Raw genomic sequence first — 15,654 nt, 5'->3', positions numbered from 1 at the left:
TTGATAAAAAAGCAAGAGAGCAAAAATAATAGCTCCGAGACTACAAAAAATAAATAGTTTTCGGCTTAAAATAAAATCTGGATCCGAAGTCATATAATTTGAAAACAAATATATTTTTTTTGTTATTTCTCCTCTGCTCAGAGAATCGGTTACCCAATAAAATAAGGCTGCCCCAAGCCCGGCTACATAGGATCGGCCGATCAAACTGATCAATAGTGCTAAATGGCCAAGCCATAAAGCTGGAGGCAGTACATATAATGAAAACGATATAAATGGTACTGGAAACACCCACGCATGAATAACTAAGAAACTACCTAAGAAAAGTATACCGATCATAGCTAGACTCAACAACCATCTAGCTGCGAAATAAGCAATGCTACGATAGGGAAGTGACATAAACCATCTGCTTGTTTCCTTGCCGGTCTCTGCGGCAAATAACGGCGACATTAAGAAAACAACAACAAGTGGAAAAGTATACTCATAAATCAATCGAACATGGATTAATTGAATAGACGGTACAAATTGCCACGGTTGAAGAATGCTAACTGCGAAAACTTGAAATAGAACCAGACAAATTGCGACGATTGTTAGTGAAGACCAGAAGATCTTTACTTCTAACAAGATCCGTTTCATGAATTCCTCCTCCATTCTTTCGACCGTAAACTCCTAAACCTTATAATTGCTCGTACAAAGTTTTTAGGAGATCTAGATTCTGTTGTTCGTTATTGGTTTGAATCTGATTAATAAGTGCTCTCAGTGCTTCCTCATCCGAATCTACTGGTACAGATTTATTCACTTGTTTTAAAAGATATGCGGAAAGTGCGATTATGAAACGTTCTCTATTTTGGGATTCCATTTGTCGATTCAGTAACCCATATGTGTCGGCCCAAAATGTAGTGATCTTTTGAGCGATTTCGCCATCTGCATACAATCCGTCAAGTAAGTAAGATGGAACTTCAATAAAACCTTCGCCGGTCATCTTGATGTCACGTGATGAAGCATGGATCCAATCAACAGGAATGATCGTATCCAACTTGTTCATTTTATCTTGAGGGCGCAAGTATAATACTAAATTTTTCCCCTCTTGAAAAAGTGAGGTGATCTCCTCCACATATTGCGGATCGACTAATTCATTCGCTATCACTTTCGTACTCGTCTTTCCCGACTCTACAATCGTTTCCCGTAACGGCCCGCCCCATAAATTAAATCCTGATTCATATGAATTAACCGATTCAAATTCTATGCTCTGGACATGATTAGCCTTTGTCTGCTTGATTATACGATAGTTGCTGTACAGACTTATTGTATCTGGAAAATGGACGGTCACTCTCTTGGGTATTCCATTAACCGATAAAGGTAACGGAAACCATTCTTTGCCCATCGGCAAATTCACGTTCCACTTGTCTGCAAAGTGCATGGGAGACATTGTGCTGTTGTTCGTCAATTTATAATCAGTCGGACTTCCTTCATAATGAATCATCACCGTAGAGAAGTGTTCATTTTTCAGATCCAGTCGAACTTCCTTTCCATTTCTAGTAAAGGGAACAGGATTTTCGTTTGCCAGCACTTCAATAACGTTATAGGTTTCATTAAGCTTGAAGGCAAGGGAGTCGATTGTATTTTCTTCTGGAAACTGAATACTAGCCCGAACAAGGATATCACCATTCCACAAAGGCTTCATATCCAAATCGTAAATCAAGGTTGGCTCTTCCAATTCTAGATTCTGATTAGAACTAGCATAACGTTCTATAGCTACTCCACCAGAATCCTGAACTTTCTTCAACCACAAATGTCCTGTCATAAAACTAACTGCAACAACGCAAAGTACCAGTAACGCTGCCCGTTGGGCACGAGTTCCGGGTTCACGTCTTTTCCGCGCCATCGTTTGTACAATAAATAGGAAGAGAGCGCATGCAACTGACAGATAAAAACCACGATGCATCCAAAAGGAAAGCTCCCTTGAAAATCCAAACATGTTAATAAAATATCCCATGGATTGATAATCAAAAAGCAAAAAATTCGGGAGCAGCCGCGCAGATAAGGGTAACTGTGGAGTAAGCAATAACATACCACCATAAATATGCAGAAAGAATAACAGGAAACCAAGAAAATATCCTATTCTGTTTTTAAGCAGCCCGCCTAGTATCCATCCTAATGCTAAGCTGTAAAACATCGGGATGAGTGAAGATAATAAAAACCATGCAGGATATAAACTGGCATCGGGAAAAAACAACGCTCTTTTCCAAAGGTAGATGCACACCGGAATACATGTGAAAATGGTAAACGGAATGAGGTAGACAGCGAGGTGGGCAGAATATCTTTTAATGGAACGGTGGGGGATGCTTGCCATAAGTTGCGCTTCTCCAGCTATTTGATAGTTTCTCGCACCATAAACACCAGATAGAACAGCTAGTATCGCGAGAGCCCCCAGGTACAAAAATTCAAATTGCTGCAAATAAAAGCCAACATGGGTAGTCCATTGACTGATTGAATGTACGAGCCAAGCGTGAAATCCCCCAACCAACAATAATATCCAAAAGTAAGCACCGCGTAATAATTGCTTCCATTCCGTTTTAAAATGACCCAACCATTCATTCACTAGACTCACCTCTTGTAAAATATAAATAGGCATCCTCAAGATTTGGAATGGCAAGCTGTGCTCCCGGGTAGGGACATTGCCTCGCAATCATTCGCACTTCGAATTCGCCAGTGACCGTTTTTCTACGACTTATAAGAGAAGTTCGATTCCTGCTCCACAGATAGTCACTCTCGGGGATTATCGTTGTCCAAACTTGGTTCTCCACTTTGGAGAGAAGGTTTTTTATTGATCCGTAAAAAACGATTCTTCCACGATCCAAAATAGCAAGCGACTGACAGCTGGCTTCAATGTCAGCTACGATGTGAGTGGATAAGATGATCGTCCGATCTCGACCTAAATCTTCCAGCAATTCACGAAACCTTATACGTTCCTCAGGATCAAGACCCGCAGTGGGTTCGTCGACAATAATGATTTCGGGATTGCCAAGAAGAGCTTGCGCAATACCAATTCGTTGCTTCATTCCTCCCGAGTAAGTTTTTAATCTTTGTTTGGCTTGTTGTTGTAAATTTACTTTTTCCAGCAGATTAGTGACTGCCACTCTGCGATCTTTCGCAGACTTTATTCCTTTCAATAGGGCAATATATTGAAGAAATTCTTCACCGGTTAGTTTATCGAAAAACCGTGAAGTTTGAGGCAGGTATCCTAAGCACTGCCGAATTTGATGATCATCTCTACCTAGTAATAAAGAACCCATCTGAACTTTTCCGTTTGTCGGTGGGATAATCGTTGCCAAGATTTGCATCAATGTGCTCTTTCCTGCTCCGTTTGGTCCTAGTAATCCGAACATACCGGCACCAATCTTTAAATTCACTTCACTCAAGGCTTGTTTCTCCCCGCTGTAGACTTTATTCAACGCTTCAATCTGTATGTCCATACTTCCACCACCTGACTGTTCTTATTTACTAACTATGACGTCTAAAACATAAAAAAGTTTGGTCCCTTATTTAAATTAACTCAGCTTTCGCAGATCCAAAAGTGGCATAACAGCAGATATAGCATGGATTTGAAAGCGATAGGATATAGCTTTACAAAATAAAACAAGGAATTCATTTGCAATTGCTGTAATCTGTTGAATTACGCAAAAAATTTGAAACTGTCATGCAAATGATAGGACCAGCCCAAGTTATATAATCGTTATGACTTAAGAGATTTCCTTTCGGGAAGCGGGGAACTGGTCTGAATTCGAAGTACATATTCCATGTTCCCTTCATTTGTTGTAGTTAGTACAAATATACGCAGATACCTTTTATCTTTGCCTTCCGACATCACATTCTGTCCTTTTTCTGTAGCAGCGTTTCCTCCTTTTTGACGAATTTGGAATTGCAAATGTTTAGTACCTCTTCTTTTCCAGACATCCAGCCCCCCCCTTCCCTTCATTTGTAAACGTACCGTTCGCATGTTGTTCATGCTGTCTAATTATAACGACGCCTGAAAGAGTAAATATAACACCTTGTGAAAAAAATCTAATATAAGCGGATGTTTATATGGGTCATATAAATAACTTGTCCCATGATCCGATAGGATCATGGGACAAGTTTCATCAACGAACATGTAAAAAAAGGGTCTAATATGAAACGGTGGAGGATGTGCTGGAGGCCGTTTCAAGAATCGTACTGCCACTCTTTATTTGAACAGTCGACACCACCCTGTACGTATAGCCGGACGTCACATAGTAATCTTCCTCCATTGTATGCTGACCATTACCTGTAAAGGATTTACTCCAAGATTTCACGGTAGACCAACCACTCCCCCATTACGCTGTAATTCAATGGTCAAGGTGGAGTTATAATTCCCCATATAAACCACAAAACCGCTAGAGGAAGTCCTTTCCCGAAGCTCCAATCGAGATTGAGGCACCCATTAGAGAAATATAGTCATATAATGGCGTGATTACCGCCGACTCAGTATTTACTGAAGCTGCTTCTAAATTCACATTCATACCAAATCCGAAAAACATCATAGTAGACAATAATACTGCTGCACACTTCTTTTTCATTTTCCCGTTTCCCCCCATTTTGAATTGGCTTATAATAAACGACGTACAAGTAGAGTGTTTTGTAACAGTTATATCATTATTTTAGTAACAAAACGCTTTCAGCTATTTCAATTAGTTCCGGTTCCTCTTTCTTTAGATTTGTTGCACTTTCCATGAGAACAAACAAATTCATTCCTTCTTGCCATACTAATGTCATCATCTCGTTTTTACGAACCAGAAGCCCTTCCTGACCATGAATCCGTGTATGAAACACTTCGTCCGCTTCTTCAGTATCTACATGAATACCGCTATTTTCATTATGTTGCTGAAATAAAATAAAGCCATCGCTCTCATTCCCATATGCTATAGATTTCATATTCCGATCATTCGTTTCATTCACAATATGGTAATCTGATGGCAGTTTTGTAGGCACGTAAGCATTCTCAATTTGAAGATAATGATGACTGTTTTCCCCCTGTGTCACAATAGTTGTCGTACCCCTCGATAAAAAGTATAGTGGAAAAAGAGAGGCAGAGGTGACGGACGATGGCTAGATATAATGAAGAATTGAAGCGGAAGATGCAACTGCGAATGATGCCACCGAATAATGAGTCTGTGAGTCAGATCGCAAGAGATAGCGGCCTGTCTGAGGGGACGCTATACAAGTGGCAAAAGGAAGCCAGACCGAACGGTGCTGTCGTTCCTGGTGGCAGGTCGGAATCGGACAACTGAAGTAGTCGGGATAAGTTCTCGATTGTGCTGGAGACAGCTACTTTAAGCGAAGTAGAGCTGGCCGAGTATGAACAAGCCCGACAGAACAATCCGAGTCGCTGGTCAGGGAAGACGCGAAACTGGAGCTTGGAGGATCAGGTGTATCTCAATCCAGAGAAAATGCTAAACTCGTCAACTGCCGCGGTGCAGTTGAAATAGAGGCTATTAAATTTTCAACTAATCGCGACAACTATATTGACAAACACCGTTTTCTCCAAGTCGTATTGCTGTGAACTCTCTTTCCACTTCAACAAATAGATTTAAAATACTTGTTCTAAATGCTCCTACACTGAAAAATGTCGTCAGTAAGAGGGCAATAATAACAGGAAGAATAACTGTAAGTTTGAACGAACGGATCGGAATGAGAAGCTGGAAAAATGTTTTGATGTCAAACAGTAAAAATTGGAGTCTAATTCGCTTTGTAAAAGTTTGCTTCTGCTTTTCAGACGGTAGATAAAAAGGATCTTTGCTCAATTCCTCATTTTCTTCTATCAGCTTCTTACCTTCCACTTCCGTAAAACGAGTCATGAGCAACCTAATCTTTATTTCCTCAAATTCTTCCAAGCCTTTCTGATTCATTGTGTTATTCGTCTCTGACATTGTAACCTTCTCCTTCGGACATTATTTGGAGCGCCTTGCGTCTGGCTCTAGCAACGTACTGTCGGACATGCTGCTCAGCTATGTCTAATAATCTTCCAATCTCCTTGTCCTTCATACTCATATTATATTTAAAATACAGCAAGTTTCGATCCCTTTCAGGCAATTGTAACAAGACTTGCTCCAAAGCCTCAGACGCCTCCTGCTGGATATATTTATCTTCTGTGACGGCAGCTAGCAAGTTCGGAATTTGCTCTGCCATATCATCTGTCATACCAGTAAAAACACGCTGATTTCGCCGTTTTTCTTTTCGAATGTAATCTAAACAAGTATGCTTCAAAGTATTGACGATATAGGAAGCTAATTTGTAACTGCTTAATGACCGTAAAAAAGAAATTTTCGGAATTATTTTGATAAAGCTGTCGTGAATCAAATCATCAACAACATCGTTGTTATGTGTAAAACTATACGCTCTTTGTTTCAGTAACGGATAGAATTGTAAGTACAAGTCTAATATAAACTTCTTGTCACTCTCATCTTCCACAATCAGAAGGAAAGCAAGATTCATTATGCACGCCCCCCAAAACTTATCACCATAAACGATAGTGATATATTGACGATAGGTTTTTGCTAGTAATGGTTTCTTCAAACGATGTTATTGAATACATTTAGTATACACAATCTCATATTTACATAAAAGGAAATTTTAACTAGTGTTCTATTTCTTATATTGGCATAGCAGCTTCTTGAGATGTAACATTCATCTCAAATCACTTCTGGGGATATAACAGTGTTTGAAATTTTGGCTTACTTGCCTTAACAAAATTTTTCATTCCAAACAGGAAACAACAACCATATTGTATGGTTTGTCACTTTATTTAGCTGTGACTTAGGGACATAAAAGAAAATAACAGACCCAAACTGCCGCTGAAAACGAAACAGATTGTATCGGAGTTACAGTTCAGCCCTGTATGAAGAAACAAAATGAGAAATCGCTCGCGCTGTCGCCTGATCTCAGGTAAAATGATCCTAACGACAAACCGGAAGAAAGTGGGGGCCCCATGGGAAGAACAAGGATTACGGAAAGAGCGTGTATCGCCAACTTGAGGAAATCAGGGGGCGCCTGAACGCAGTGGAGAGCGATCTCAAGAAAGAAAAACGTGAGCATAAGGAAGATGTAGATCGGCTCAATCGTAAGATCGAGGAAAAAGACCGCGAGATCAAAGTTCTAACCGAAGACAATGAACGGCTCAAGCGGATTAACAATAATGACAGTTCTAACTCCTCCCTCCCCCCGTCCACAGATCAGAAGGGGAAACCCGCCAATACCTACAACGGCCGAAACACGAGTGGTAAAGAGCCAGGCGGCCAGCCAGGGCATAAGGGAGGAACGCTCACCAAGGCGGATGTGGAGGAACAGATCCGAAAGGGCTCCCTTACACACAAAGTCAAACATGTAGGCAAAACGTCCGAACGGTATGTGAGCAAGTACGTCATTGATGTAGAAATAACGAGTGTGGCCACGGAATTTCGTTTCTATGAGGATGCTTCTGGCAAGATAGAGATTCCGCCAGCATACTGGAGTGATGTGGTATACGGTCCAAACCTAAAGGCCATGATTGTAGACCTGTATGCAGAAGGTGTCGTCTCCAACGATCGCATCTGCGGATTCATACATGCGTTCAGCGATGGGAAGCTTGCCCTCTCTGAGGGAAGCATATACAACTTCTGCCGAGATTTTTCGGTCAAGTGTGCGCCCGCCCTCGCACAGATTGAAGAGGAGTTGCTGAATGAAAGTACCCTCAGCACGGATGCAACGGTGATAACCGTGAATGGGAAACAGGCCTATATCCGCAACCAAAGCAGCGGCACCGCGATTCTCTACAGCCCGATGGAGAAGAAGGACTTGGAAACCCTGAAGGAGACGGGGATCCTGTCACGATTTTCGGGAACGTTTATGCATGACCATGAAACCGCCATGTATCATTTTGGGACGGGTAACGGGGAGTGCAACGTCTATTTACTGAGGTACTTGCAAAAGAACACCGAAGAATCCGAAAATTCATGGAGTGGGGACCTCTCTGAACGACTCTGCGGGATGAATGAGGCGCGCAAAGACTGCTTGAAATCGGAGCGTGTGTTTTCCGAGGAGGAGTTAGCGAGCTATGACAGGGATTACGATGCGATTGTGATCCGCGGAGTAGAAGAAAACAAGCGAACCAAGGGCAAATATGCCAGAGCAGAAGAGAAGAAGCTGCTGAATCGTCTGAAGCAATATAAGGATAATCACCTTCTCTTTTTGTATGATTTCACGGTCCCCTTTGACAATTATCCGAGTAGTTTTTTATCCGAGAAGACTTAGCAAAACGTCAATGCTATCGCATTTCCGCCCTAAATCTTCTCGGATAATAAACATAGCAATGACAAGAGAGATATCCTTATATAAGCAGCCTGGACAGGCTAGCAACTATATAAGGAGATTTATTGTATGGCACAAAACAGTAACAATGCAGTCTACTGGCAGGAGCTTCGCGAAGGATTTAACCAAAGCTTGGAGTCGTTAGGCTACAGCAAGAGGAAATTAATTGACTATTCCTGGGCGTTAAACAAGATTGAGCGATGTATCCTTGATCACGGCTTACCGGGCTACTCCATTGAGACGGGAGATAGAGTTCTATCCGAAATCAAAGGGCAATATCACAAGGCAAGTCAGCGTTTGATTAGGACTGTTGTATGTCGGTTGAACGACTATTCCTTAGGAAAATTCAACATCATGCATTCGGAGATAAAGAGGGCGAAATGCCCCGAACAGTTCGCCGAAACACTCTATCAGTACACGGAGTACTTGGAGAAACTCGGACGGAGCAAGTCCACGATTAAGCAAAGCATTCATTATTGCACCCAACTGCTCCATTATATAGATTCGCAGGGCGTCAATAACCTGTCGGATGTGACAACTGTCCATATTTATGAAGCATTTATCGACAGTAAAAGCAATAAATCATGCTGGGCGACATTCTGCCGGGGTTTTTTTAAGTTTCTGCGTAAATCAAAGGTTCATGCAACAGACCTCTCCGTAGCAATCCCCATCACGAGACGCCCGCAATCATTGCCATCTACCTACTCCAAGTCAGAAATCGAGAAATTGTTGTCAAGTATCGACAGATCGACCGGGCTGGGGAAACGTAATTACGCAATCGCTTTGCTGGCCATCAGATTTGGGATGAGGGCAAGCGACATAGCCAACCTCAAGATGGTAAATATTAATTTTTGTAATAAGACATTGAGTTTCGTGCAAACAAAGACTTCTGTTCCGCAAAGGTTCGAATTATTGCCCGAGATCGAGAGCGCACTCCACTGCTATCTGACTAATGCCCGCCCCAAAAGTAGCGACCCGTCACTATTTTTAAGGGGTGTGGCACCTTTTACAGGCATTGAGGCTTCTGCCGTCTCGACTTTCGTGGGTTGTCAATTCAAAAAGGCGGGAATACCAACTGAGGGAAAAAAGCATGGTGCCCACGCCCTGCGTATGACCCTCGCAACGGATCTTATCTCAGAAAAAGTGCCCTATACTGTGGTGGGGAAAATCCTCGGCCACGAGTCGGACGGCGCGCTGAAAAACTATGTAAGGCTTGATGTCGAGTCGTTACGCTCCTGCTCTCTTGCAGCACCCATACCTACGGGACTGTTCGCAGAGAGGCTCTTAGCATACAAGGGGGAACGGTGATGGTCAGGACCTTGCGCAGCATTTTCGCTAACGAGATAGATGGCTACCTCGGTGTACTTTCGCAATGTAGGTCAGAAAAAACCTGTAGTGAAGTGCGATATACCCTTTATGATCTGGACGATTACCTAGCGAACTGCGAAACATCCGAAAAAACGCCGCAGGAGGATACCCTCGTGCGGTGGCTGTCCAGCAAAAGTATAAAGCCTCAGAGTAAGAGAAACCTGCTGACGCACGTTACAGGATTTTCAAAATACTTGGTCACGCTGGGATACCCCGTGACCATACCGGAGAAACCATTCCCTGCGAGGGATTATGTTCCCTATGTTTTCTCCGATGAGGAATTTTCTAGGATCATAGAGGCTGCCGATCATATCGGAACATTCGAACCAACCGCTTCATTCGCCGTCAGGTGCCAAACACCTCTGTTGATACGCGTCCTTTATTGCACTGGAATGTGCTCTGGTGAAGCGATCGCCTTGACCTGGAATCAAATAGACCTGGAAAACGGCATTATCTATGCCCATCAAGCGAAGAACGCAAAGAGCGGCGCCATACCTGTTGACACGTCCCTTTGCGAGTTGCTGAAATCCTACAAAATGATGGTGCAGTCAAACGGGCGTTGTCTCGAGCATGTCTTCGAAAGCTCGAACAATTCCGGAGTACCCCACCGCAAGGCTTTTTTTCGTTTCTGGTTTGGGCGGATATTGCGAGCAGCGAATATCCATTATGTCCGCAAGACACCTTATGAGCGCGGACCATGCCTGCACTGCTTCAGGCATTTGTTCACGATTCAATCCTTCTTGAAATCGGAGTCTGAGGGGAGAACATTCGAGGATAGCGTCCCTTTCGTTTCCACCTACCTAGGGCATGTCGGGTTAACAGAGACCGAGAAATATCTTAAAGCCGACTATACATTCTATACGAGATCCCACCAAAGAGTCGAGCGCCATATCGACCACCTGTTTCCGGAGGTGACATTCGAATGAGAAAAGGGACTGTAAATTTTTTGGGGCTACTGACGGAATATTTTGAGTCCTACTTGCCAACCGTCAAAGGCGTAAGCAGGAACACCATAATATCCTATCAATACGCTTTCGCCCTTTTATTTGAGTACATGGAGTTGGAGAAAGGGTTGACGGCTGATAAAGTATCTTTCGGCAATTTGGATGGGGACTCGATACTGAGGTTCCTGCAATGGCTGGAAGAAACGAGAGCTTGCAGCATAAAGACGCGCAACCAGCGCCGAGCGGCCATCATGTCATTCGCCAAATATGCAGCCAGGAAATTCTCGACCGAAACCATCTCATTTTATTCTGATATCGCCGATATCCCTCCAAAGAGGGAACCGAAGACAAACGAAATCAAGGATTTTACCAAGGACGAGATTGGTATTTTGCTGAATCTCCCGAATACAGCCAAGCGGATCGGACAAAGGGACGTCACGTTGATGAGCGTCCTTTATTCCAGCGGCGCAAGGGCCAAGAGATTTGCGATCTTACGTAAACGACGTCATGTTTGGTAAGACGACCAAGTTAAAGCTTGTCGGCAAGGGTAGAAAAGCAAGGAGCGTATCCATTCCCGGCAACTGCGCCAAAATCCTGCGAGACTATATTGTAGGTGCTAGAGGATTAGATATCTGTGGTGAGCGCGATAAGCTGCGTCATGTCTTTCCAACCCAAACACATGAGAAGATGAGTATATCCTGTGTCGAGGAAGTGGTAAAAAAATACGTTGCGATAGCGAAAAAAGCTCACCCGTCCTTGTTCCGTCAGAACAGATACTCGCCGCATAGCTTCAGGCACTCAATTGCTGTCCATATGTTAGAATGCGGGGAATCGATCGCGGTTATCCGAGCGTTCCTCGGGCACGCTTCAATCGCGACTACGATGATATATGCCTCAGTGACACCAGAGATCGCCAACAAGTATTTGAAAGATCGGGACATCGGTATCGAGACACTAAAGGATGCAACGTCCAAGAAAGAGCAGTCGGGTCTCTTGTCGTTTTTGCAGAAGTCTAAGCTTGATTAAAGCCGATAATTATCCGAGAAGTTTTAGGGCGGCTTCGAGGCCAAAGCAGCTCGGAGCTCCTAACTCCGTTATTTTTTCCTTCTCTACAGCAACCACACTTAACATTCCCTCTTCTGTTACGCCTTGTGCCCGAATCGTCTCCGCTTCAGGGGTTACATCTCCTGCTGTCTGTAGTCCCTCATCGCCAAAAGGCTGAATGGCAATGAATATGATCAGAAGCAATAGCCCACTTACGATACCAACACGCAAATATTTACGGCGTTTTGGTCTGCCGTCGCAACAGATCACCGACATGTGCACATATTTTTTCATTTCAGCCGTAAAAGTTTCATTTGGAAAGGGAACTTTTTGAGTCCGGGTGTACCAGTCTGGTTTATCCACATTCATCGGAATTCTCCTTTAATAGGTTCTGTACTTTTTTCCTTGCCCGGTGCAGTCTGGATTTTACGGTACCCGTCGCTATATTAAGGCATGCTAAAAACCCTCCCATAAAATACAAATACTGGCGTCCACTTATGAACCTGAATCCGTGAACCTCGCTACATGAAAAACCGAGAAAATAGAAGGAAATCGGCACTCCGATGTAGAAATCACAAGATAATATAGAATCTTTGAATACTACCATCGGGGTGACGTGATGAAAATCCAATTTACACAGACAAACGAAACCATTTTAACGACACACGCAGGCCTGGCTACGGTCGGCGCACTGCTTTCGCATACTAAATTAACCGATCGATTGAATCAAACCATCGTGAAAGAAAACGAAGCCCCTGCTTATACACATAGCGACGTGATGAAAAGCTATATCGGTCTGCTCTGCCATGGCAAAAGCGATTTTGATCATATTGAGCCTTTTCGTGAAGACGTTTTCCCTGTTTGCATGCAAGTGAACAAAGTACCATCCAGCCCTACGCTCCGTCAGCGGCTGGACGCTGCGGCTGCTTCGGAGCAGGTTGACTGGAACCGCATTCTTCTTGAAGAGTCCGCCGATCTGCTCCATCGCATCGTTGCTCCGCTTACGGGCATTGAAGTCGGGAACAAGGTGTTTCTGCCGTTTGATCTGGACGTCTCTCCCTTCGATAATTCCGGCACGAAAAAGGAAGGAGTATCCTACACCTACAAAGGAATGGATGGTTTCGCTCCGATGTTTGCGTACCTTGGACAAGAAGGCTACGGCGACAACACCGAACTGCGAGAAGAAAGTCAACACTGCCAGAACGGTACCGTCACGTTTCTTGAACAGAGCATCAGCTATGCACGGCGCATCACGGATCGTCCTTTGCTCGTGCGTATGGATTCTGGCAACGACAGCCTGGACAATCTGAAGGTGTGTCACCGCCATGCCGACGTGGATTACATCATCAAGGCGAATTTGCGTAAAACGCCAAAAGCAACCTGGCTCGCCATCGCGAAAGAGAAAGGCATCGCTTGCGAGCAGCGCGAAGGAAAAACAGAGTATGTCGGCGCCATTGAATTTCCTTGCACAGGATTCGACGTCAAGCTGCGCCAAGTGTTTCACGTCATTGAACGAACCATGGATCGAAATGGACAGGTGCTGCTCCTTCCCGAAATCGAGGTGAATGTGTATTGGGTTTCGTTGCGCTGCGCGCCTTGGCGCGTCATTGAACTTTACCGGGATCACGGCACCAGCGAGCAATTTCACAGCGAACTGAAAACCGATCTTGATCTGGAGCGGCTGCCTGCTGGCAAGTTCGCAACCAATGACTTGGTGTTGCATGCGGGCTTGTTTGCCTACAATCTGCTCCGCGTGATGGGACAAGAAAGTTTGTGTGAAGACGATGCGCCGATTCGCAGAAATGTAAAGCGGCGGCGTGTCCGCACGGTCATTCAGAATCTCATTTACATGGCTGCCCGATACGTTCGTCATGCAGGCCGAGTGGCGCTTAACTTCGGAAGCAACTGCCCTTGGTTTCGAACGGCTAGTACTGAATAGCTGAAAATATCCAACAGTTCCCGACTGGTGAAAAAGGGGTAATGAGAAGTAAGGGTTTACTTCGGACCCACCGGGAGGGATGCGGGATGAATACTGGACCTAAAAAGCGGCCGCTCGTACTGACAGACAAACAACGCGAGGTACTTCAAAGCCTTGTCAGGCGAAGACTAACGCCGCAACAAGTTGCGCGCGAGTTAAGCAACCTTCAGATCAGCCGCCGGATACCGCTGGACCGTCCCCAGGTTGGCGTGTGGCGCGAACGCTGGATCGATCAGGACGAACGCTTGCGCTTGGTTGAGGCCGAACAACCGGATGAGCTGGAATTGGTCATTGTCGAGATCCTCAGTGATGCGTCGCGGCCGGGGGCGCCGGCTAGGTTCACGCCGGAACAGATCGTTCAGATCGTGGCATCGCCTGTGAAGATCCAAAGGAATCTGGACGTCCGATTTCGCACTGGACGCCTCGGGAAGTCCGGGACGAAGCCATCGAACGCGGAATCGTAGAGACGATCTCCGAGCGCCAGGTCGGTCGTTTTTTAAAATCAGGCGGAGGTGAAACCGCATCGCTGCAAGCCATGGCTGAATGCCTGCCCCAAAGTTCCTGAGCGATTCGCCGAGCAGGTTTGCGCCGTTTGCCGGACCTACCAGTATGCGCCCATCCTGCATGATGTCGGCGTCCATGTCGTCTGTATCGATGAAATGACCGGCATACAGGCGCTCGAGCGGCTTCATCCTACGCTGCCGATGAAACCGGGCCTGATCGAGCGAAGGGAATTCGAATACATTCGCCATGGTACCCAGTGTCTGATTGCAAACCTGGACGTTGCGACCGGAGAGATCCTTGCACCGACCGTCGGTAACTCCCGTTCGGAGCAGGACTTTGCCCGGCATATGGAGCAACTGCTCGCTCAGGATCCGGACGGTGAATGGGTGTTTATCACGGATCAACTGGACATCCATCGCTCCGAAGGCGTGGTCCGCCTCGTCGCCAGACACTGCGGCATTCACGAAGGTGAGCTAGGCACCAAGTACAAAGAAGGGGTTCTCAAGTCGAAGGCATCTCGTTCGGCTTTCCTAACGGATCACACCCACCGCATCCGGTTCGTTTATACGCCTAAGCATTGCTCTTGGTTAAACCAAATCGAGATCTGGTTCAGTATTCTGGTGCGGCGGCTGATCCGACGAGGAAACTTCACCTCCACGCGAGATCTGAAAGAGCAGATTCTTGCGTTTATCCGTTACTTCAATAAAACCATGGCCAAACCATATCGATGGACGTACTCCGGTAAAGTCCTGCAACGCTAATTGTTTGATTATTTAAGCACTACAGTACTAGGCGAATTTACCAATCATTTGCCTGATCGACGTACGAACAGACACCAATCGCATCGATATGTTCCACTTCGACCCGTAAAAAGAAGGGGTTCTTTGTGTTTTCCAAATACGAGCAAATTGCGCTTCCTCCTGCCTTCGCAATCGACCGAACGCCAGAGGAAGAGCAAATCATGACGTGACAATGCTTCGATTTTCCATGAAATTGTAATTCTGGAGTCGCGCCATTCGGGCGATCACGGATTCAGGATGAAATCACATTCTTAAATCGACAGCATGTAACAAAAAGCACCATAAAAGAAGGTGTTTCGGGTGAATTTATCGAAAAAAATAATACCACTTCGTTCCGGTGCGGAACGGAACTGAGTTGGGATTCCGCTCAACGGTTGCGGTGCACAGCGAACGTCTTATATAGATACTCTTGTTAATAGGAGCTGTTCAACCGTGGACAAAATCGTAACAAAGATTGAAGAGCTTCGGTTGGAATTGAATAAACTATCCGTATGTAGGCGTCTTACCGATCCGGAGATTGTTAAAGCTAGTCAGCAGTCAGATCGTGCACTTAATGATTACAACAAGCTGCTAAAAGGTAATTTGTAAAATATAAATGGGACCTGCTGATGATACACTTTCAGTAGGTCCCTCATTAAGGTGGTTTTTGAATCTT

At 44.8% G+C, this 15,654-nt stretch carries 19 protein-coding genes; 11 read left to right on the top strand and 8 right to left on the bottom strand.

Going from position 1 to position 15,654, the window contains the following annotated elements; translation table 11 throughout:
* The 5 genes from M4D81_RS28100 to M4D81_RS28080 form a co-directional block, all read right to left on the bottom strand.
* Positions 1-633: hypothetical protein (locus M4D81_RS28100; protein ID WP_260068829.1), on the bottom strand; the 633-nt coding region annotated here is incomplete at its 3' end.
* A gap of 40 nt (positions 634-673) precedes the next feature.
* Positions 674-2,599, bottom strand: coding sequence for a hypothetical protein (locus M4D81_RS28095; protein WP_260068828.1), 1,926 nt, complete (start codon positions 2,597-2,599; stop codon positions 674-676).
* The gene (locus M4D81_RS28090) at positions 2,592-3,473 is read right to left on the bottom strand and encodes an ABC transporter ATP-binding protein (protein WP_260068827.1); all 882 of its coding nucleotides are present in this window, start codon (positions 3,471-3,473) and stop codon (positions 2,592-2,594) included. The genes M4D81_RS28095 and M4D81_RS28090 overlap by 8 nt, the downstream gene beginning before the upstream one ends.
* Positions 3,474-4,412: 939 nt before the next feature.
* Positions 4,413-4,595: a hypothetical protein gene (locus tag M4D81_RS28085; protein WP_260068826.1), complete on the bottom strand. Its 183-nt coding sequence runs from the start codon at positions 4,593-4,595 to the stop codon at positions 4,413-4,415.
* 76 nt (positions 4,596-4,671) lie between these two features.
* Complete coding sequence (locus M4D81_RS28080; RefSeq protein WP_260068825.1) at positions 4,672-5,058, bottom strand: DUF4367 domain-containing protein; 387 nt, start codon at positions 5,056-5,058, stop codon at positions 4,672-4,674.
* A 62-nt stretch (positions 5,059-5,120) separates the two neighbouring features.
* Between M4D81_RS28080 and M4D81_RS28075 the strand changes: the two genes are divergently transcribed.
* The gene (locus tag M4D81_RS28075) at positions 5,121-5,306 is read left to right on the top strand and encodes a transposase (protein WP_260068824.1); all 186 of its coding nucleotides are present in this window, start codon (positions 5,121-5,123) and stop codon (positions 5,304-5,306) included.
* Between the two features lie 24 nt (positions 5,307-5,330).
* Positions 5,331-5,504, top strand: a complete 174-nt coding sequence (locus M4D81_RS28070; protein WP_260068823.1) for a hypothetical protein — start codon at positions 5,331-5,333, stop codon at positions 5,502-5,504.
* An 18-nt stretch (positions 5,505-5,522) separates the two neighbouring features.
* Here the strand turns inward: M4D81_RS28070 and M4D81_RS28065 are convergent, their stop codons facing one another.
* Together M4D81_RS28065 and M4D81_RS28060 are read right to left on the bottom strand one after the other, a co-directional pair.
* On the bottom strand, positions 5,523-5,945 hold the full coding sequence (locus tag M4D81_RS28065) for a hypothetical protein (protein ID WP_260068822.1): 423 nt from the start codon (positions 5,943-5,945) through the stop codon (positions 5,523-5,525).
* Positions 5,929-6,510, bottom strand: coding sequence for an RNA polymerase sigma factor (locus M4D81_RS28060; RefSeq protein ID WP_260068821.1), 582 nt, complete (start codon positions 6,508-6,510; stop codon positions 5,929-5,931). The genes M4D81_RS28065 and M4D81_RS28060 overlap by 17 nt, the downstream gene beginning before the upstream one ends.
* A gap of 522 nt (positions 6,511-7,032) precedes the next feature.
* On the opposite strand from M4D81_RS28060, the gene M4D81_RS28055 reads away from it, so the two are divergent.
* From M4D81_RS28055 to M4D81_RS28035, 5 genes are all read left to right on the top strand, one after another.
* Positions 7,033-8,304, top strand: a complete 1,272-nt coding sequence (locus M4D81_RS28055) for an IS66 family transposase (RefSeq protein WP_260068820.1) — start codon at positions 7,033-7,035, stop codon at positions 8,302-8,304.
* Between the two features lie 126 nt (positions 8,305-8,430).
* Entirely contained in the window at positions 8,431-9,669 is a 1,239-nt protein-coding gene (locus M4D81_RS28050) for a tyrosine-type recombinase/integrase (protein ID WP_260068819.1), read from the top strand.
* Positions 9,670-9,842: 173 nt separating this feature from the next.
* Positions 9,843-10,655: a tyrosine-type recombinase/integrase gene (locus tag M4D81_RS28045; RefSeq protein ID WP_260068818.1), complete on the top strand. Its 813-nt coding sequence runs from the start codon at positions 9,843-9,845 to the stop codon at positions 10,653-10,655.
* Entirely contained in the window at positions 10,652-11,191 is a 540-nt protein-coding gene (locus tag M4D81_RS28040; protein WP_260068817.1) for a tyrosine-type recombinase/integrase, read from the top strand. Before M4D81_RS28045 ends, M4D81_RS28040 begins: the two co-directional genes overlap by 4 nt.
* Positions 11,157-11,699, top strand: a complete 543-nt coding sequence (locus tag M4D81_RS28035) for a tyrosine-type recombinase/integrase (protein WP_260068816.1) — start codon at positions 11,157-11,159, stop codon at positions 11,697-11,699. The genes M4D81_RS28040 and M4D81_RS28035 overlap by 35 nt, the downstream gene beginning before the upstream one ends.
* A gap of 9 nt (positions 11,700-11,708) precedes the next feature.
* Here the strand turns inward: M4D81_RS28035 and M4D81_RS28030 are convergent, their stop codons facing one another.
* Positions 11,709-12,086 (bottom strand): hypothetical protein, encoded by a 378-nt coding sequence (locus M4D81_RS28030; RefSeq protein ID WP_260068815.1) that lies wholly within the window; start codon positions 12,084-12,086, stop codon positions 11,709-11,711.
* Positions 12,087-12,336: 250 nt separating this feature from the next.
* Here M4D81_RS28030 and M4D81_RS28025 point away from each other — a divergent pair, with 250 nt between their 5' ends.
* The 4 genes from M4D81_RS28025 (at position 12,337) to M4D81_RS28010 (ending at position 15,587) form a co-directional block, all read left to right on the top strand.
* The gene (locus M4D81_RS28025; RefSeq protein WP_260068814.1) at positions 12,337-13,656 is read left to right on the top strand and encodes an IS1380 family transposase; all 1,320 of its coding nucleotides are present in this window, start codon (positions 12,337-12,339) and stop codon (positions 13,654-13,656) included.
* A gap of 86 nt (positions 13,657-13,742) precedes the next feature.
* Positions 13,743-14,159: a hypothetical protein gene (locus M4D81_RS28020; protein WP_260068813.1), complete on the top strand. Its 417-nt coding sequence runs from the start codon at positions 13,743-13,745 to the stop codon at positions 14,157-14,159.
* A gap of 48 nt (positions 14,160-14,207) precedes the next feature.
* On the top strand, positions 14,208-14,960 hold the full coding sequence (locus tag M4D81_RS28015) for a transposase (protein WP_260068812.1): 753 nt from the start codon (positions 14,208-14,210) through the stop codon (positions 14,958-14,960).
* 471 nt (positions 14,961-15,431) lie between these two features.
* Positions 15,432-15,587, top strand: a complete 156-nt coding sequence (locus M4D81_RS28010; RefSeq protein ID WP_260068811.1) for an aspartyl-phosphate phosphatase Spo0E family protein — start codon at positions 15,432-15,434, stop codon at positions 15,585-15,587.
* Positions 15,588-15,654: the final 67 nt, after the last annotated feature.

Source organism: Paenibacillus sp. p3-SID867 (assembly GCF_025142895.1).
GTDB lineage: Bacteria > Bacillota > Bacilli > Paenibacillales > Paenibacillaceae > Paenibacillus_AQ.
Note: the sequence above shows the minus strand (reverse complement) of the source record. Positions and strands in the feature narration are given on the sequence as shown.

Coding starts and splice junctions, on each gene's coding strand:
- M4D81_RS28060 (WP_260068821.1), bottom strand. CDS start 6,510: ATGAATCTTGCTTTCCTTCTGATTGTGGAAGATGAGAGTGACAAGAAG.
- M4D81_RS28090 (WP_260068827.1), bottom strand. CDS start 3,473: ATGGACATACAGATTGAAGCGTTGAATAAAGTCTACAGCGGGGAGAAA.
- M4D81_RS28075 (WP_260068824.1), top strand. CDS start 5,121: ATGGCTAGATATAATGAAGAATTGAAGCGGAAGATGCAACTGCGAATG.
- M4D81_RS28030 (WP_260068815.1), bottom strand. CDS start 12,086: ATGAATGTGGATAAACCAGACTGGTACACCCGGACTCAAAAAGTTCCC.
- M4D81_RS28065 (WP_260068822.1), bottom strand. CDS start 5,945: ATGTCAGAGACGAATAACACAATGAATCAGAAAGGCTTGGAAGAATTT.
- M4D81_RS28050 (WP_260068819.1), top strand. CDS start 8,431: ATGGCACAAAACAGTAACAATGCAGTCTACTGGCAGGAGCTTCGCGAA.
- M4D81_RS28040 (WP_260068817.1), top strand. CDS start 10,652: ATGAGAAAAGGGACTGTAAATTTTTTGGGGCTACTGACGGAATATTTT.
- M4D81_RS28025 (WP_260068814.1), top strand. CDS start 12,337: ATGAAAATCCAATTTACACAGACAAACGAAACCATTTTAACGACACAC.
- M4D81_RS28085 (WP_260068826.1), bottom strand. CDS start 4,595: ATGAAAAAGAAGTGTGCAGCAGTATTATTGTCTACTATGATGTTTTTC.
- M4D81_RS28020 (WP_260068813.1), top strand. CDS start 13,743: ATGAATACTGGACCTAAAAAGCGGCCGCTCGTACTGACAGACAAACAA.